Annotated in this window: 18 protein-coding genes and 3 tRNA genes; 13 read left to right on the top strand and 8 right to left on the bottom strand. The window is 60.3% G+C overall.

The window, feature by feature from the left end; all coding sequences use genetic code 11:
- Positions 1-174 precede the first annotated feature (174 nt).
- The 5 genes from trxB to VSX56_RS15950 all read left to right on the top strand — a co-directional run bounded on the left by trxB (position 175) and on the right by VSX56_RS15950 (position 2,856).
- Entirely contained in the window at positions 175-1,134 is a 960-nt protein-coding gene (gene trxB / locus VSX56_RS15930) for a thioredoxin-disulfide reductase (RefSeq protein ID WP_350938568.1), read from the top strand.
- 23 nt (positions 1,135-1,157) lie between these two features.
- On the top strand, positions 1,158-1,484 hold the full coding sequence (locus VSX56_RS15935) for a thioredoxin family protein (protein ID WP_350938570.1): 327 nt from the start codon (positions 1,158-1,160) through the stop codon (positions 1,482-1,484).
- Between the two features lie 28 nt (positions 1,485-1,512).
- Positions 1,513-1,950, top strand: coding sequence for an OsmC family protein (locus VSX56_RS15940; RefSeq protein WP_349295480.1), 438 nt, complete (start codon positions 1,513-1,515; stop codon positions 1,948-1,950).
- A 71-nt stretch (positions 1,951-2,021) separates the two neighbouring features.
- Entirely contained in the window at positions 2,022-2,279 is a 258-nt protein-coding gene (grxC, locus tag VSX56_RS15945; protein ID WP_350938572.1) for a glutaredoxin 3, read from the top strand.
- Positions 2,280-2,370: 91 nt separating this feature from the next.
- Positions 2,371-2,856 carry a DUF2938 family protein gene (locus VSX56_RS15950; RefSeq protein WP_350938574.1) on the top strand — a complete coding sequence of 162 codons (486 nt, stop codon included), beginning with the start codon at positions 2,371-2,373 and terminating at the stop codon, positions 2,854-2,856.
- 125 nt (positions 2,857-2,981) lie between these two features.
- On the opposite strand, the gene VSX56_RS15955 is transcribed toward VSX56_RS15950, so the two are convergent.
- The 5 genes from VSX56_RS15955 to VSX56_RS15975 form a co-directional block, all read right to left on the bottom strand.
- Positions 2,982-4,448 (bottom strand): TniQ family protein, encoded by a 1,467-nt coding sequence (locus VSX56_RS15955; RefSeq protein WP_350938645.1) that lies wholly within the window; start codon positions 4,446-4,448, stop codon positions 2,982-2,984.
- A 241-nt stretch (positions 4,449-4,689) separates the two neighbouring features.
- Positions 4,690-4,766: transfer RNA gene (locus VSX56_RS15960), tRNA-Arg, on the bottom strand.
- Positions 4,767-4,822: 56 nt separating this feature from the next.
- Positions 4,823-4,899, bottom strand: a tRNA-Arg gene (locus tag VSX56_RS15965).
- A 56-nt stretch (positions 4,900-4,955) separates the two neighbouring features.
- Positions 4,956-5,032 (bottom strand) — tRNA-Arg (locus VSX56_RS15970).
- Between the two features lie 94 nt (positions 5,033-5,126).
- A complete protein-coding gene (locus VSX56_RS15975; RefSeq protein ID WP_339111886.1) occupies positions 5,127-6,527 on the bottom strand; it encodes a sensor histidine kinase in 1,401 nt (466 codons plus the stop codon).
- 278 nt (positions 6,528-6,805) lie between these two features.
- Here VSX56_RS15975 and rpmH point away from each other — a divergent pair, with 278 nt between their 5' ends.
- The 8 genes from rpmH to yihA all read left to right on the top strand — a co-directional run bounded on the left by rpmH (position 6,806) and on the right by yihA (position 13,622).
- Entirely contained in the window at positions 6,806-6,940 is a 135-nt protein-coding gene (gene rpmH / locus VSX56_RS15980; protein WP_339108028.1) for a 50S ribosomal protein L34, read from the top strand.
- A gap of 50 nt (positions 6,941-6,990) precedes the next feature.
- The gene (gene rnpA, locus VSX56_RS15985; protein ID WP_350938577.1) at positions 6,991-7,494 is read left to right on the top strand and encodes a ribonuclease P protein component; all 504 of its coding nucleotides are present in this window, start codon (positions 6,991-6,993) and stop codon (positions 7,492-7,494) included.
- On the top strand, positions 7,491-7,772 hold the full coding sequence (gene yidD, locus VSX56_RS15990; protein ID WP_339111884.1) for a membrane protein insertion efficiency factor YidD: 282 nt from the start codon (positions 7,491-7,493) through the stop codon (positions 7,770-7,772). The genes rnpA and yidD overlap by 4 nt, the downstream gene beginning before the upstream one ends.
- A complete protein-coding gene (ttcA, locus tag VSX56_RS15995; protein ID WP_339111883.1) occupies positions 7,759-8,640 on the top strand; it encodes a tRNA 2-thiocytidine(32) synthetase TtcA in 882 nt (293 codons plus the stop codon). Before yidD ends, ttcA begins: the two co-directional genes overlap by 14 nt.
- Before the next feature lie 119 nt (positions 8,641-8,759).
- The gene (locus VSX56_RS16000; protein WP_350938580.1) at positions 8,760-10,247 is read left to right on the top strand and encodes an EAL domain-containing protein; all 1,488 of its coding nucleotides are present in this window, start codon (positions 8,760-8,762) and stop codon (positions 10,245-10,247) included.
- Positions 10,248-10,372: 125 nt separating this feature from the next.
- Positions 10,373-12,217 carry a membrane protein insertase YidC gene (gene yidC / locus VSX56_RS16005; protein WP_339111881.1) on the top strand — a complete coding sequence of 615 codons (1,845 nt, stop codon included), beginning with the start codon at positions 10,373-10,375 and terminating at the stop codon, positions 12,215-12,217.
- The gene (locus tag VSX56_RS16010; protein WP_350938582.1) at positions 12,214-12,972 is read left to right on the top strand and encodes an MOSC domain-containing protein; all 759 of its coding nucleotides are present in this window, start codon (positions 12,214-12,216) and stop codon (positions 12,970-12,972) included. The genes yidC and VSX56_RS16010 overlap by 4 nt, the downstream gene beginning before the upstream one ends.
- Positions 12,972-13,622, top strand: a complete 651-nt coding sequence (gene yihA, locus VSX56_RS16015) for a ribosome biogenesis GTP-binding protein YihA/YsxC (RefSeq protein ID WP_339111879.1) — start codon at positions 12,972-12,974, stop codon at positions 13,620-13,622. The genes VSX56_RS16010 and yihA overlap by 1 nt, the downstream gene beginning before the upstream one ends.
- 13 nt (positions 13,623-13,635) lie before the next feature.
- On the opposite strand, the gene VSX56_RS16020 is transcribed toward yihA, so the two are convergent.
- Genes VSX56_RS16020 through VSX56_RS16030 form a run of 3 tightly spaced genes read right to left on the bottom strand, consistent with a single transcriptional unit; the run spans position 13,636 to position 16,511 of the window.
- A complete protein-coding gene (locus VSX56_RS16020) occupies positions 13,636-15,168 on the bottom strand; it encodes a cryptochrome/photolyase family protein (RefSeq protein WP_350938585.1) in 1,533 nt (510 codons plus the stop codon).
- Positions 15,158-15,862 carry an SDR family oxidoreductase gene (locus tag VSX56_RS16025; RefSeq protein ID WP_339111877.1) on the bottom strand — a complete coding sequence of 235 codons (705 nt, stop codon included), beginning with the start codon at positions 15,860-15,862 and terminating at the stop codon, positions 15,158-15,160. The genes VSX56_RS16020 and VSX56_RS16025 overlap by 11 nt, the downstream gene beginning before the upstream one ends.
- Positions 15,863-15,866: 4 nt before the next feature.
- Positions 15,867-16,511: an SDR family NAD(P)-dependent oxidoreductase gene (locus VSX56_RS16030; protein ID WP_339111876.1), complete on the bottom strand. Its 645-nt coding sequence runs from the start codon at positions 16,509-16,511 to the stop codon at positions 15,867-15,869.
- Positions 16,512-16,804 lie beyond the last annotated feature (293 nt).

Here is a 16,804-nt window from a genome sequence, read left to right on the forward strand (position 1 = left end):
CACGGTTGAAATTGAGCGTCTCGGCCACCCGCAGAAAACAGCGCAGTTCCTTGATTTCCATTCCAGCCTCCGATTGATGCAATTAGCGAATATATAGCGATATCCAATCAGAAATTAAACATCACTACCTGACGCATATATGAGAAGCGTATCGAAGATTGCAAGCAAAGGGGCATGATGACAATGCACCGCAAACTTATCATTCTGGGCTCGGGCCCTGCCGGCTATACGGCAGCGATCTATGCTGCACGCGCGGGGCTGGAGCCGCTTCTGCTGACCGGCCTGGAACAGGGCGGTCAGCTGACCATCACGACCGATGTCGAGAATTATCCGGGCTTTGCCGATCCGGTTCAAGGGCCGTGGCTGGTTGAGCAGATGCGCGATCAGGCCAAGGCCATGGGCACCGAGATCGTGACCGATATGATCACCGAAGCCCAGCTTCAGGATGGCATCCGGCTTACCGGCGATGCCGGAACGACCTATACCAGCGATGCGCTGGTGATCGCGACAGGTGCCAAGGCACGCTGGCTGGGATTGCCGTCGGAGGCAGCCTATCAGGGCGGAGGGGTCTCGGCCTGTGCGACCTGTGACGGCTTCTTCTATCGTGGCCGCCGCGTGGTCGTGGTGGGGGGCGGCAATACGGCCGTCGAGGAGGCGCTGTTTCTGGCCAATATCGCCGATCATGTGACGCTGATCCACCGCCGCGACAGCCTGCGCGCCGAGAAGGTGCTGCAAGACCGCCTCTTTGCCCATCCCAAGATCGAGGTGCAATGGCATAGCGAGATTGCCGAGATCACCGGCACCGAAATGCCGAAGGTTGTGACCGGCGTCACCCTGCGCGACACGCGCGATGGCAGCCTGCAATGCCTTGCTACCGACGGTGTCTTCGTGGCCATCGGCCATAGCCCCGCGACCGAACTGTTTGCCGGTCAGCTGGATCTTAAGCCTGGCGGTTATCTGAAAACCGCCCCCGATAGCACCGCCACCAATATCCCCGGTGTCTTCGCCGCAGGCGATGTCACCGATGACCAGTTCCGGCAGGCCGTGACGGCTGCCGGTCAGGGCTGCATGGCGGCACTGGAAGCCGACCGCTATCTGGCCGGTCTGCCCTTGAGCGTGCCCGAAACAGCCTGACCCAAACCCGAAAGGAAACGACTATGTCCAATGATGTAACCAGCCTGAATGTCGCGAATTTCTCCGAATTCATGGATAGCCCCGGCCGTGTGAAAGTGCTGCGCTTCTGGGCCACTTGGTGCCGCCCCTGTATCGCGCTCGAGCCGGTCTTCAACGAGGTCGCCACCGAAATGAAGGACAGCGCAGGCTTTGCCGAGGTCGATATCGACAAAGCGCCCGAGATCGCTGGCACTTTCGGCATCCGTTCGGTGCCGACCGTGGTGGTCATGAAAGACGGCCAGCCGGTCGATATGGTTGTCGGGCTGAACCCGAAGGACCGCTACACGCAGGTCGTCAAGGCGGCCTCCTGATCCCCGAATTTCCCAGAAAGGAACTAACATGTCCGATATAAAAATGACCTCGAGCTGGACCGGCGGGTTCAAAGGCGAAGGCAAGATCGAAGGTGAAGGCTGGAATGTCGGCATCGGCATCCCGACAGATCTAGGTGGCTCGGGCGCGGGTGCGGACCCGAAATCGCTCTTCACCGCCTCGACGCTGGCCTGTTTCACCGCGACCCTGCGCGCGATCACCGAAAACAAGAAGGTGCCGGTGAAGTCCATCGACGTCGAGACCTTTGCCGTGGCGACCGATAAGGAATTCTCGATCCATCACCGTGCCAAGCTGGTGATGGAAGCGAATGCCACGGCCGAGGATTTCTCGGCGGCCGAAGCGGCTGTCGCGACCGCAGACAAGGTCTGTGTCGTCGGCAATCTGGCCAAGAAGGCGGGTGTGATAATCGAAGTCACGCCGGAGATTACCGCTGCCGCGGATGCCTGAAAGCATGTGGGGGCTTTGGCCCCCACACTCTGTAAAAGGGCCGATCAAAGGGCCGAGCAAAGGAATGAGTAATGGCAAAAGTCGAAATCTATACCACCCCATTCTGCGGCTACTGCTCGCGGGCGAAATCGATCCTGAAAAGCAAGAAGGTCGCTTTTAGGGAAATCGATGCGGTGTCGCGGGAGAAGCGCCAGAAGATGATCGCACGCGCGGGCGGCGCACATACAGTGCCCCAGATCTTTATCGGCGACATCCATATCGGCGGGTGCTCGGAACTGATGGCGCTTGAGCGTAATGGCAAGCTGGATCAGCTCCTCCAACTTTATTAATCTTAAATCGCTATCAATCTGGCAGGTAATAAAGAATTTATCAGCTGCTCCACTTGGCGCTACGTCTTCTGCAAAGATGGAGGAGTGAGTCATGTTTACCGATATAGTTCTGTTTACGCTCGTTGTGGGCATCGGGTCGACAATTGCCTTGGACCTGTGGGGTGTGTTCACTGGCAAGATTGGCTGGATGCCCGGTACGCATTGGCCCTCCGTCGGGCGTTGGATACAGGGGCTTCCCGCAGGACGCCTCGTCTTTGACGGATCCGATACCCGCCCGTTCACCGCCTCCGAGGCCGCAACCGGCTGGATCTTCCACTATCTGATCGGTCTGGGATATGCGCTGGTTATTCCACTGGTCTGGGGGACTGACTTTATTGCAGCGCCGACATTCGGGCCGTTCTTCTGGATTGGCATTGTCATCAGCACCCTTGCAGGTCTTGTGATCCTGATGCCGGGCATGGGCGGTGGTGTCTTCGCGCGCAAACTTCCCAACACCGCAGGCATGATCGCCTATGTTCTCGTAGCCCATGTAGTCTTCGCCATCGCGCAATATCTGCTGGCGCTAATGCTGAGCTAAGCGCAAGCTTCATATCGTGATCGGCCTGTCGTTTTAAGAGCTAGTTAGATAGCGGACGTTCAAGCAATAGGATGCGAACGGCGGCAATGGGCCGAAAGCTACAAACTCACTTATTTCGCTATCGACTAACGGGCGACGCGACTGTTCCCTGCATCGCACTCGGCCAAGCAACCAGATATGGTCAAATCGGAGCGCCAATAAATGCGGCTTAGGTCAGGTGGCATAGGTAGCGTGGCCACGCCTTTGTTTCGCAAACGAGCGGACAAAGCCCCTACGGGGTTTCGCGTAGAATTCGCGAGCTCTCCGAGAGAGATGAATCTTTGACGAAAAGCCTCAAGGCTTTTGCGAGATACCTGCAGCGCTCCGATACGAGCCTCAGCATTGCAATGGGCACGACTTAGAAAGCCGGCATGCGCAAGGTAGCTGGCTGTCCTTACAGTTATGCGCAAATAGCTTGCTGCCTCAGCAATCGGATAGGCTATAGATTCCAGCTCATCCACTTCACTCCGATCTTCATCAGCCTCGATCCACTCCCCTAGTTCACGCCTGAAGGCAGCAAGCATAGCCTCGGTGACAAAGCTTTTAGTGGCGACTGTTTCATCCTCTTGCCTATATGCCAGCGCCCTGCGGACAAGCAGTTCTTGCTCATTAAGGGAGAAGCCCTGGATTGACGGAACAAGCGCCTCATTGCGCGCAGCTATACCCTCAGAGGGCACACCAAAGACCAGAACGCCTTTGCGGATCGAGAAACGAGCAAAGATTTCTCGCCGCATCAAAGCACGTAGCGGCTCGACTTCATTTCCTAGCCCCCTGCCCTGAAGCCATGTCACCAGAGGCCCGTAAATCCGCCCGAAGAAGCGCTTCTCGGCATGTTGCTCGGCCAGCTCCTGCAGGCAGCCCAAGAAGGCCAGCTCGCCCCCTTTGAGCACCTGAAAGCCTGCTTCTCCATACCTTGCCCAATCTTGCTCGTTATGGCCGCTCAATGACGCCTCTGGCCCCTTCTCTAACAGCAGACCAAGGACCTCACAGAGGCGCGCTGCGATATTGAGCTCGAACCCGTCGAGCCACGCATCGCCCCGCCCGTTGAGAATACGTTGCGAAAGATAGTGCTCGAATGAGCCCGTCTCTGCGGGAACAATGCCTTGCGACAACACCCAGCCAAAATGCTTACGAACTTGCGCCGTAAAATCCCGTCCGTCTTTCGTGAATTTCTCGGGCGGCAATGTCACCAGCAGACAACCATGATCGACACAGCTTCGTACCGAGGTAAACTTCCACTGCAGCCTGCGGGGCATCCGCCATGCCTCCTCCGCCGACGGCACCTCTCGGCGCAGGCATACAGGGCAGATGCGTATGCGCGTGCGCTGCAGGCTATGCGTCGTCGCGATCTCGTCGCGCAGGCGGAAGCGGCTATGGCCAAGATGGCGGATGGAGACCCGCGCCAGCGCAGCCGCGTCACAACCTGCGAGCTGCGCAAGCTGGGCGATTGCCAGAGGCTCGCCACGGAAAAGCGGATCGACAGGAAAGGCCAGGTCGGCGCAGAACTGGTAGACAGAGGGTGCACCATTGCGCGCGGCCAACCGCGTTAGCAGAGACGAGGCGGGCTAAGAGCGTTCGTGCTGCACGGTCAGCGGCAGCGGCGCGAAATGGGCATCGGGATCTACAGGTCGACTTTTTGCCACGCGAGGCTTTCGGGATTGGGCATTGGCTGCGCCCTGATCCTAGGCCAACCCGATCAATCGACCAACATGCCAAACATGCGCCAAGATCATATTCGTGGACATCTATGTGAAAGAAAAGCCAGTTTCGTCTGACATTCGACAGTTTCAGAAATGGCGGACCCGGAGCGATTCGAACGCCCGGCCCCTTGATTCGTAGTCAAGTGCTCTATCCAGCTGAGCTACGGGTCCGCAATATCTGCACCTGAGTAATCAGGCTATGTCGTTTCTGGCAAAGCCAGAGGCAGTGGCGGACCCGGAGCGATTCGAACGCCCGGCCCCTTGATTCGTAGTCAAGTGCTCTATCCAGCTGAGCTACGGGTCCGCAATATCTGCACCTGAGTAATCAGGCTATGTCGTTTCTGGCAAAGCCAGAGGCAGTGGCGGACCCGGAGCGATTCGAACGCCCGGCCCCTTGATTCGTAGTCAAGTGCTCTATCCAGCTGAGCTACGGGTCCGTCGTGGGGGGCTATCTATTGGGTAAGTCGGGGGGGCGCAAGAGGAAAAATGAAAGTTTTTTCACAAGACCGCATTTCTCGGGAAATGCGCTTCTCAGACAGGCTGCATCGACAGCTCCTGCGGCAGATAGAGCATGAACTGCGTACCCGTCTCGTCGCTCCGGTTCAGCTCCAGCCGGCCACCATGGCCTCGGATCAGCTCGGCCGAGATCGCCAACCCCAGCCCCGTGCCGCCCTTGCGCGAGCCTCCCGTGAAAGGCTGGAACAGATGTTCGCGCGTTTTGGCGGGAAGGCCCGGACCGGTATCCTGAACGCGGATCCACCAATCATCGCGCGTCTCGCCCGCGCCCACCTCGATCGTGCCATGCTCGCCCGTGGCTTCCAGCGCCTGACGCGCATTGCGTACGAGGTTGGAGATCACGCGATAAAGCTGCTCGCGGTCGGCACGGATGGTAAGATTCGGCGCGATATCAACGATGAAATCGACAAGTCCCGCCCCCTCGAGCGATTGCTCGCTCTCGACCACCTCGGCCACCAGCGGCGCCAGCATGAAACGCGAAAGCGAGGGCGGCGGCTCCTCGGCCTTGCCGAAGGCCAGTGTCGTCTCGCACAGATTGACCGCCCGCCCGATCGAATTGATCAGCTTGGGGGCGGCGCGCTTTACCACCGGATCCTCGGAGAACTCCATCCGGTCCGCAAAGAGTTGCGCCGTGGTCAGGATATTGCGCAGGTCGTGGCTGATCTTGGCCACCGCCTGCCCCAGCTGCGCCAGACGCTCCTTCTGGCGCAGGGCCGCCGTTAACTGGGTCTGCATATCGGCCAGGGCATCCTCGGCCACACGCAGCTCCTGAATACGGGCATTGGGCGCGATGATACGGCGGTTATCCTCGGGCGCCTCCGAATAGGAGGACATATGCGCCACCAGCCTCTTGATCGGGGTCACCATCAGGCGCTGCACCAAGGCGAAGAGAAGCACGGCCGTAATCCCCGAGATCACCGCGGACAAGGTCAGCAGGCGTAGCCCGTATTCGATCATCCCGATTCGGATCGGTTTCGTGTCGAGCGTGATCTCGATCACCTGCCCGCCTCTCTGCACCGGTTCCCCCACCACGCGGATGATATGGTTCTCCGGGTCGATCAGGATCCTGAGCGCGTCGTGGATCCGGCTCCAGAGCGAGGCATTGCGGATGTCATAGGTGCCCGAGATCGCCTCGGGGAGCGGCGAGGACAGCACCAGCTGACGCACCGCATCGCGGCGCAACACCACGTTATAGACGCCTGCATTGGCCAGAAGCTCGTTCTCCAGATCGGGATCGATAGTCGATTGATCCGTGGCAAGCAGCGAGAGAGAGGCGATCTGGGCACGCTCCAGACGCGTGAGCAGATAGTTCTCGCGGTAGGTCGCGATTCCCGGCAGCAGAATCAACAGCTCCGCCAGGACGACGAAGATCGTCGTCAGGATAAGGAAACGGCCGGAAAGCGAGTTGATCTTCATTACCTGTCTCGGGTGGCTCCGCGACTATGACTGCGGGACGGATCTGCAAATATTGTTGCTTTGTTGCGATAAATAGGGCGTGATGGCAAAAGACAAAAGAGACAACCGCCCGAATTATCGTGAATTCGACATCAACTTCGGGGCAATCGGCAAAAAACTGCCCCGGGTCAATTGACTTGTGATCTTATCCTGACTAAAGACCGGGCCTCGAATATGAGCGGCAGCCGAATCCGTTTGGCGTCGTGTTGCCCTACCGTATCAGAACCCGGAGTTAAGCGATGAAACGCACTTTCCAGCCCTCGAACCTCGTTCGCGCCCGTCGCCACGGGTTCCGCGCCCGTATGGCAACCAAAGGTGGCCGTAAGGTCCTGAATGCACGCCGTGCAAAAGGCCGGAAGTCGCTGTCGGCATAAGCCGTCACGACTGGCGACAGGCTAATCCTATGACACCGTCGGAGACTTCCGTGACAGACCCCCAAGGTCAGGACGCGGGCACGGCTCCGGCGGTTTCTTCATGCGCGGATGCCAGCCATCCCGCCACCCCGCCACCCGTTGCGACCCTTCGCAAACGGGCAGATTTCCTGCGTGCGGCCTCCGCGCGTCGTGCCGGCATGCCGGCAGGGCTCCTGCAGGCACAGCTACGTTCGGATGACCACGTCTCGCCGCGTCTGGTGCGGGTAGGCTTTACCTGTTCCAAAAAGGTCGGCAATGCGGTGGCCCGCAACCGCGCCAAGCGTCGCCTGCGCGAGATCGCGCGGCTTGTGCTGCCGCAACATGGCAAGCCCGGCTGGGATTATGTGCTGATCGGGCGTGCAGACGCCACCGCCACGCATGATTTCAAGGCGATGCAGGACGATCTGGTCCGTGCCTTGGAGCGGGTCCATGCCGAGGATTACCGTCCACCCAAGCCCCGCGGCCCTAAGCCGAACATTCCCCGTGGCCCGCGCCGCGGCAAAGGCAAGACATGAGCCCTCTGGCCCATATCATCGCCCTGCCCGTGCGTGCTTACCGGCTGGTCGCCAGCCCGTGGGTCGGGAATGGCTGCCGCTATCAACCGACCTGTTCGGCCTATATGCTGGAAGCGCTTGCCCTGCATGGGGCCGTCAAAGGCACCTATACGGGCGTCCGGCGCATCCTGCGCTGCCACCCGTGGGGCGGACACGGCTATGACCCCGTTCCGGGCGCCGACCCCGACCATGACGCGAAATGCCATTGTGCAAAGGAGCATGACCATGCTGGACGATGACGACGCCCCGATCCATCCGCTCTTTGCCGACGCCCCCTCGACGACGGCCTTCAAGAAGCTGCGCAAGCGCATCGTGCGCCAGACCCGCGAGGCAATCGAGCAATATGGCATGATCGAGCGTGGTGCCCGCTGGCTTGTGTGCCTCTCGGGCGGCAAGGACAGCTATACGCTGCTCGCGGTCCTGCATGAGCTGCAATGGCGCGGGCTGCTGCCGGTCGAGATCCTCGCCTGCAACCTCGATCAGGGCCAGCCGGGTTTTCCGGCCACCGTTCTGCCCGAATTTCTTGAGAAAATGGGGGTTCCGCACCGGATCGAGTATCAGGACACCTACTCGGTCGTGATGGACAAGGTTCCGCAGGGCCGCACCTATTGTGCGCTCTGCTCGCGTCTGCGCCGTGGCAATCTCTACCGTATCGCGCGTGAGGAAGGGTGCTCGGCCGTTGTACTGGGGCACCATCGCGACGACATCCTCGAGACATTCTTCATGAATCTCTTCCATGGCGGGCGTCTGGCAACGATGCCGCCGAAGCTGGTAAACGAGGAGGGCGATCTTTTCGTCTATCGCCCGCTGGCTTTCGTGGCCGAGGAGGATTGCGAGAAGTTCTCCCGCGACATGAACTATCCGATCATCCCCTGCGATCTCTGCGGCAGCCAAGACGGGCTTCAACGCCAGCAGGTCAAGCAAATGCTTGATGGATGGGAGAAAAACCGCCCTGGACGGAGACAGGTCATGTTCCGTTCGCTGATGAATGCGCGCCCCTCGCATCTGCTGGATACGGGATTGTTCGACTTTGCCGGCCTCTCGCTGAAAGCGGGCGGTGATTCAAATTTGAACGATAACATCCCCGATTTGCGCCAGCACGATTAACCGATCACTGACAAAACCCGCCTAAGACTACGGCTATTAATTTATGCGCCGTTTGACGAGGTATGGTGATGTCGAAGGAAAAGAATCGAAAACCCACCCTGAAAGGGGGCCCGATTCTCATGCGTCGTGAAATGATCGCCTTTGTCCCGGCGATCATTCTGGCGGGCTACTGGATCGGGCTGGAAGCGATGATCCTCCTCGGCGTTACCGCATTGGCGGTGGGCTGGATGACCCGCCCTGTCCTGCCTTCCGATGATCTGGAAATGACCACTCTCGATCCGGCAACGGGGCTACCGCTACGCGAACTGGCCCTACCGATGATGGACAAGATCATGGCCGAAGCGCGCACGAGCAATCGCCTGACGAGCTGTTTCGTGATCGCCATCGACGATCCGCAGAATTTTACTGCCAATACCAGTACCCGCGAGTTCGATGATACGATGCGTCGCTCGGCGGAGCGTCTGCGCTCCGTGCTACGCGATTCGGATTACATCGCGCGCCTGGGCGGCGCGCGCTTCATGGTGATGCTGAAACCGACACCCAATCCCGATCTCGAAAGCATGATCCAGCTTTCCGTCCGGCTTCAAAGCACGCTGGAAGAGCCACTCTCCATCGGCGGGCGCACCCTGTCGCCCACCTTCCATATCGGGTTCTGCCAAATGAGCCGCAGCCCTAAGCCAGATGCTGAAAGCATTCTGGACGCCGCCGAGATTGCGGCAGAGGAAGCCTCGCGCAACGGCACATCGGCGATCCGCGCCTTTTCCAACGAAATCCGCCGCTCTGCCGAAATCCGCTCGGCGCTTTCCGCAGAGGTGGGCGATGCGTTGGAGAACGGCGAGATCGTCGCCTATTTCCAGCCGCAGATCTGCACCGATACCGGCCTGATCTCCGGTATGCAGGCGATGCCGCGCTGGCTGCACCGTGATCGCGGCGTGCTGGGTGAAACCGATATTATGCCCGCAGTCATGGCCGCAAACCTGCGCACCCGCTTCTACGAAGTCATGATGTTCCAGGTCTTCAACGGGCTGAAGGAATGGAATGCGCGGGAAGAACTGGTCGGCGTGATCTCCTTGCCCATCAACGAGGAATTGCTCGCCAACCCGAAGATGCCCGAGCGCCTGCAATGGGAATTCGACCGGTTCGAGCTTCCTGCGGACCAGATCCGTCTGGTGCTCGAACAGGAGATCGTTTCGAAGCTCAGCGATGATATGATCTCCCATACGCTCAGCGCCTGCCGCAAGATGGGCTGTAAGATCGAGCTTGCCGGTTTCGGAAGCGGCCCGGCTTCGATCAATTCGGTCCGTAATGCCTGCGCCGAGCGGATCCGCATCCATCGCAGCTTCGTGGCCCATGTCGATCACGATGCCGAACAACAGCGCCTTGTCGCCGCCATCATCTCGCTTGCCGAGGGGCTGGGCATCCAGACCATCGCAGAGGGGGTAGGTTCCATCGGAGAGCACGCAATGCTTGCGCAGCTGGGCTGCAACCATGTGCAGGGCCGCGGTATTGCCAGCCCGATGCCGCTGGAAGAAACCCATGACTGGATCGCCCGCCACATGGCCAAGCTGGAGAAAACACCAAGGCTGAATACCCGCCGAGGGTCGTAAAACCGGCGCGATCATCACGAATCCTATTGGGAAGCGAAGGAACGGGGGGAAAGGGCTTGACCTTTTGCCCCCCCTTCTGTTGAACCGACACGACTTCCCGAAAGGCAGACGGATCCTCATCGCCCATGGAAAACCAGAATAAGAACCTCATCATCGCAGCCGTATTATCCGCACTCGTGCTGATCGGCTGGACAGTCTTCTTCCCGCCGGAGCAGACGACCAATCCGGAGGGTGGTGAAACCGTCTCGGATCAGGCCGCCTCGGCAACCGCGCCCACCATCGCACCGACACCGGATGCGCTGAATACCGCGACGCAGGACGCCAAGAATGTAGCGAATGCCACCAGCGATGAGCTGGCGAACATTCCCCGCATTCCGGTCCAGACGCCGGATCTGAAAGGCTCCATCTCGCTGATGGGCGGCCGTTTCGACGACCTCTCTCTCGAGAAATACAAGGAAACGCTGGCCGACGACTCCCCTGATGTGCGGCTGCTCGCGCCGATCAGCGGCACCGAGCCCAACGCCGCCAAACCCTATTATGTGGTCTATGGGTGGTCCCCCGCAGGCGGCTATTCGGCCGATCAGGTTCCCGGGCCCCGCACGGTCTGGACCGCCCCTGAAGGCGCCAAGCTAACCCCCGACACCCCCGTCACCCTGACCTGGGACAATGGCGCTGGCCTGATTTTCCGCCGCACGATCTCGGTCGATGACGATTACATGTTCACCGTCCAGCAATCGGTCGAGAACACCACAGACACCGAGGTCCGTCTCGCGCCTTATGGCATCATCGCCCGTCACGGCCTGCCGCCGTCGAAAGCGACCTATGTCCTGCATGAGGGCGCCGTGCGCATGAGCGATGGCAAACTCGAAGAGATCAAATACAAGAAATTCGGCGATCTCGAGCAAAGCGCGGGCGAGGGTCAGGCCGAGCTGATCTCGGTTTCCGAAGGCGGCTGGACCGGTTTCACCGATAAATACTGGATGACCACGCTGGCGCCGAAAACCGGCCCCTTCACCTCGGTCGTCAAATATTCGGGCGAGAACTCCGATATCTACCAGACCGAGACCCGCCTGCCCGTGATGACCGTGGCTGCAGGGGCAACCCAGTCGGCAGACACCTATCTCTTTGCCGGTGCAAAGGAATACGAGGTCATCAAAGGCTATCAGGACAATCTCGGGATCACCAAATTCGTCGATTCCATCGACTGGGGCTGGTTCTACTTCCTGACGAAGCCGATCTTCTGGCTCCTGCACTGGCTGCATGCCGCCATCGGCAATATGGGCTGGGCAATCATCGCGCTGACCTGCATTATCAAGCTGATCGTGTTCCCGCTGGCGCGCAAATCCTACATCTCCATGGCGAAGATGAAGGAATTGCAGCCCGAAATGGAAGCCCTCAAGGAGCGCGCAGGCGACGACCGCCAGAAGCTGCAACAGGGCATGATGGAGCTTTACAAGAAGAACAAGGTCAACCCCGCCGCGGGCTGTCTGCCGATCCTGCTGCAGATCCCGATCTTCTTCTCGCTCTACAAGGTGATCTATGTCACGATCGAGCTGTATCACGCGCCGTGGTTCGGCTGGATCCATGACCTTTCGGCTCCCGATCCGACCTCGATCCTGAACCTCTTCGGCCTGCTGCCATGGGGCACGCCGGAACCGGGCAGCTTCTTGTTCATCCTCAGCCTCGGCATCCTGCCGATCCTCTTGGGCGTGTCGATGTGGTTCCAGCAGAAGCTGAACCCCGCCCCCGCCGACAAGAGCCAGGCGATGATCTTCGCATGGATGCCGTGGATCTTCATGTTCATGCTGGGTAGCTTCGCGTCGGGCCTCGTGCTCTACTGGATCGCGAACAACACGATCACCTTCATCCAGCAATATACGATCATGTCGATGCACGGGAAACGCCCGGACATCTTTGGCAACATCAAGTCGAGCTTCGGGAAGAAGAAAGCCGACGGAAAGGCCAAATGACCGGCATTCTGAGCCATATCTTCCGCCATCCGATCAAAGCGATCGGGGCGGAAGCCATCAACAGCGCGTCCCTCACAGAGGGGCGCGCTCTGCCTTTGGACAGGGTCTGGGCCGTGCTGCACGAGCGCTCCAAGATCGAACTCCGCGAGGGCCGCGCCGATTGGGCTCAAAAACTCAATTTCGTGGTGGGCGTCTCCGCCCCTGCCCTGATGGCTGTCACGCTCGAGACGCGCGGCGAGGCATTCTGCCTCTCGCATCCTACGAAAGATCCACTGGTTTTCTCACCGCAAAACGCCGAGGACCACGCGCGGTTTCTGGCATGGCTTGACGATCTCTGGCCCGCGCATCGTCCCCGCCCCACCGGACTGGTCGCGGCAATCGATCAACCCCTGACCGACCAGAAAACGCCGGTCCTGTCGCTGATCGGCACCGGCTCGCTGGGCGATCTGTCGCAGGCGGCGGGCACCACCCTCGACATGCGCCGGTTCCGTGCCAATCTCTGGGTCTCGGGTTGGGGTGCCATGGCCGAGCAGGAGCTGGTCGAGAAGCGCCTGCGTCTGGGCGAGGCGGAGCTGGAAGTGGTCGAACCCGTAGGTCGCTGCCGCGCCACCGACGGCAACCCCGAAACCGGTGCGCGTGATCAAGACCTTCTCAAACTGCTGAAAGACCGCTATGGGCATACAAATTTCGGGATTTTCGTGCGCGTCACGAAACCCGGCCAAATCGCGACCGGCAGCAAAATCGAGGTGATCTGATGCAAATCCAATTCAAGGAAGCCCCCGCCCCCGAGCAATTCGCCGCCGAACGTGGCCGGTTGATGTTCGCGGCTCCTGTCGAGTTTCTCAAAGGCGTTGTGGCGATGTCGGGCATGCCGCCTGCCGACCGGATCGAAGTCTGTTTTGCGGGCCGCTCGAATGTCGGGAAATCATCCCTGATCAACGCCTTAACGGGCCGCAAGAACCTTGCACGCGCCTCCAATACCCCAGGCCGGACGCAGGAGATCAACTTCTTCACCACGCAGGACGGCCCCTATCTGGTCGACCTTCCGGGCTATGGGTTTGCCCAAGCGCCCGTGCCGATCGTGAAGAAATGGCAAGAGTTGCTGCGCGCCTATCTGGCGGGCCGCCCGACCCTGCGCCGCGTCTTTGTGTTGATCGATTCGCGCCACGGCGTGAAGGCCGTGGATGAGGAGATCCTGACGCTTCTGGATAAATCCGCCGTCACGTTCCAGGTGGTGCTGACCAAGGCCGACAAGATCAATGCCAAGGATCACGAGGCGCTCTTCAAGCAGGTCTCGGGGGCTCTGGCCAAACACGCAGCCGCGCATCCGGAGATCATCCTGACCTCGTCGGACAAGGGCGTTGGCATCGAGACGCTCCGCGCGATCATCGCCGGTCTCGATTAAGAACGGGCCTCGATTAAAACGCGTCCTGCGCGATCTTGTTGAGCATCGTTTCGGCCTGCCCGAGGATCATCTTCCGGTCCTCGGGTTTTCTCTTGTCCCATGACCGATAAATGACAGCCATACGCGGATTCCCCGCGAATTTATCGCGGTTGCGGTCGAGAAAGTGCCAATAGAGCAGATTGAACGGGCAGGCCCCCTCACCCATTTTCTTCTTCACCGAATAGGCGCAAGACCCGCAATAATCCGACATCCGGTCGATATAGGCGCCCGAGGAGACATAGGGTTTGGAGGCGATCACGCCGCCATCGGCAAACTGGCTCATGCCCGCCGTGTTGGGCGCCTCGACCCATTCGAACGCATCGATATAGACCGCCAGATACCACTCCTGCACCTGCGCGGGATCCACCCCCGCCAGAAGCGCGAAATTGCCGGTGATCATCAGACGCTGGATATGGTGGGCATAGGCCAGATCGCGGGTCTGGGCCACGGCGTGGCGCAGACAGTTCATCTCTGTCTTGCCGCCCCAATAGGCCCAAGGCAGTTTGCGGTGCTGATCCAGATGGTTGCGCGCGGTATAGTCCGGCCCCTCATGGAAATAGATGCCGCGCACATATTCGCGCCAGCCGATGATCTGCCGGATAAAGCCTTCCGCAGAATTGAGCGGCACCTTGCCCGCCGCATAGGCGCGGGCTGCCGCCTGACACACCTCCAAAGGCCCCAGCAGGCCAAGATTGAGATAGGGCGAGAGGAGCGAGTGATAGAGAAGCGGATCGTCTTCCAGCATCGCATCCTGATAGGTGCCGAAATCCGCCAGATTATGCGCGATGAAATGAGCGAGCGCCTTTTGGGCCCCGTTGCGGTCCACTGCCCAATTGAACCCTTCGAGCCCGCCGAAGTTATCGGCAAACTCCCGCGCCACCAGATCCAGCACCTCGCGCGTGGTGCCATCCGGCGCAAAGCGCGGCGCGTTCACACGGAATAGGTCGGCCTGCGCGGGCTTACGGTTCTCGGCGTCGTAATTCCACTGCCCACCCTCTGGATCATCTCCTGCCATCAAGAGCCCCGTTTTGCGGCGCATCTCACGGTAGAAATACTCCATCCTGAGCGATTTACGGCCCTTGGCCCATTCGGCAAACTCTGCCTCCGAGCACAGGAAGCGGTCATCGGGCAATTGCACCACGGGGATCGGGCAATCCTCCAATGCCTGCCGCAGCCGCCACTCGCCCGGTGCAATCGTCACAGCCGAAGCCGCCCTATGTTCCTCGGCGCGGCGCAGGATTTCGCCGGTGATCGAGCCACTATTTCCCGTCTCGCCGAACCGCGTATAGGCCACGGTCCAGCCATCGGCCCGCAAGCCCTCGGCAAAAGCCCGCATCGCGGCAAAGACCAGCGCGATCTTCTGCTTGTGATGGCCCACATAATCGGTCTCTGCGCGGACCTCGGCCATCATGACCACATCGCGGGTCTTGTCGGCGGCGCGCAGGGCGGCACCCTCGGCCGTCAGCTGGTCGCCCAGCACCAGAACGAGGCGTCGTTTATTCGCCATAGATCATCCGCCGTGTCATGCCGCCATCGACGGGCAATACTTGCCCCGTCACAAACCCCGCCCCCGCCAGATACATCACCGCATCGGCAATATCCTCGGGTAGGCCCACACGCCCCACGGGATGCTGCATATGATCACGCGGGCTGAGCGGCTCGCCCACCGTATCGATCCAGCCCGGAGCGATGGCATTGACCCGCACATCGGGCCCCATCCCCACCGCCAGCGCATGGGTCAGTGCCACCACGCCCCCTTTGGCCGCGGCATAGCCATAGGTCTGCGGCTGCGACTGGAAGGCGCGGGTGGAGGCCATATTCACCACAGCACCCCTGGCCGCCTTCAGAGCGGGTGCACATTCACGCACCATCAAAAAGGTGCCGGTCAGATGGGGCTCCAGCCAATGATCCCAATCGGCGAGCGTCATGGTCTCGATCGGGCCGGAGAACGGGTCGGCGGGGCCGCCGTTATTGACCAGCAGATCCAGCCGGTCGAAACCCGCCTGCTCCACCGCCGACTTGACCGAGGCCTCATCGCCCAGATCGCAGACAAAATCCCATAGCGCCATCTCGTGCGGCAGGGTCGCAAGCGCCTCCTCGTCGATATCGAGCGCCGCAACCTGCCAGCCCTCTTTGACCAGACGCAGCGCAATCGCCCGCCCGATCCCCGAGGCCGCCCCCGTTACGATCGCCGTCTTCATATAGTCACCACTCCACTGGTCTGCCGGAATAATCCCAGAAACCACCGCTTTGTTCCGGCGTCAAACCCTGAACCACGGTCAACAGCCGTTCGGCCGCCTCTTCGGGAGAAACCTTATCGGCGGTGTAATTGCTGGTGAAGGCCGTAGCCACAGTCCCCGGATGGAGGGCAGCCACTACAAGCTGCGGGAATTTGCGCCGCAATTCGATGGCCGAGGTATGCACGAGTTGGTTCAGCGCGGCCTTGGAAGCCCGATAGGAATACCAGCCCCCCAGGTGGTTATCACCAATCGATCCCACCCGCGCCGACAGCACGGCCAGCGTGGCTCGCCTGTCGCGCGGCAGAAGCCTGCGCACATGCTTGATCACCAGCGCGGGCCCCATCGCATTTACCGCGAACTGGCGCATGATATCCTCGGCCTTCAGTGCCGAGAGCGACTTCTCGGGCGTGCCGAGAATACCGGAGGCAATAAAGACCAGATCGAATGTGCCGTCGAGACCCGACATCACCGCCTCGATCTTGGCCTCTTGGGAAATATCGAACCCGTCCCGCGCGCGCGAAAGCCCGATGACCTCGTGTTCGCCCTGTTCCAGACGGTCGCGCAAGGCGCCGCCAATACCGCCGGTATCGCCAATGATCAGTGCACGCATAAGTGCCTCCCTAAGCTCCCTTCCTGAAATTGCCGCGCCGCAGCATGATTTCAACCCCAAAAAAAGGACCGGTCCGGCCATTTTGGGCTTTTCATCGTAGAATCTGCCCCTATAGTCCAGCCCATGATGACACGCACCGCACATAACCCCACCTCGCTGGCCGCCCAAGGGCGTGGCCTGACGGCTGGTGGCGGTGCGCTGCGCGGCCTTCTCCTTCTTCTTACGCGCCTCTGAGCGTGCCCTTGGGCGCGACCGCTCGGAGGTAGCCAGCGCCCAAGCCACCCGATGCCCAA

The organism is Thioclava kandeliae (assembly GCF_040297545.1).
GTDB classification, from domain to species: Bacteria; Pseudomonadota; Alphaproteobacteria; order Rhodobacterales; family Rhodobacteraceae; genus Thioclava; species Thioclava kandeliae.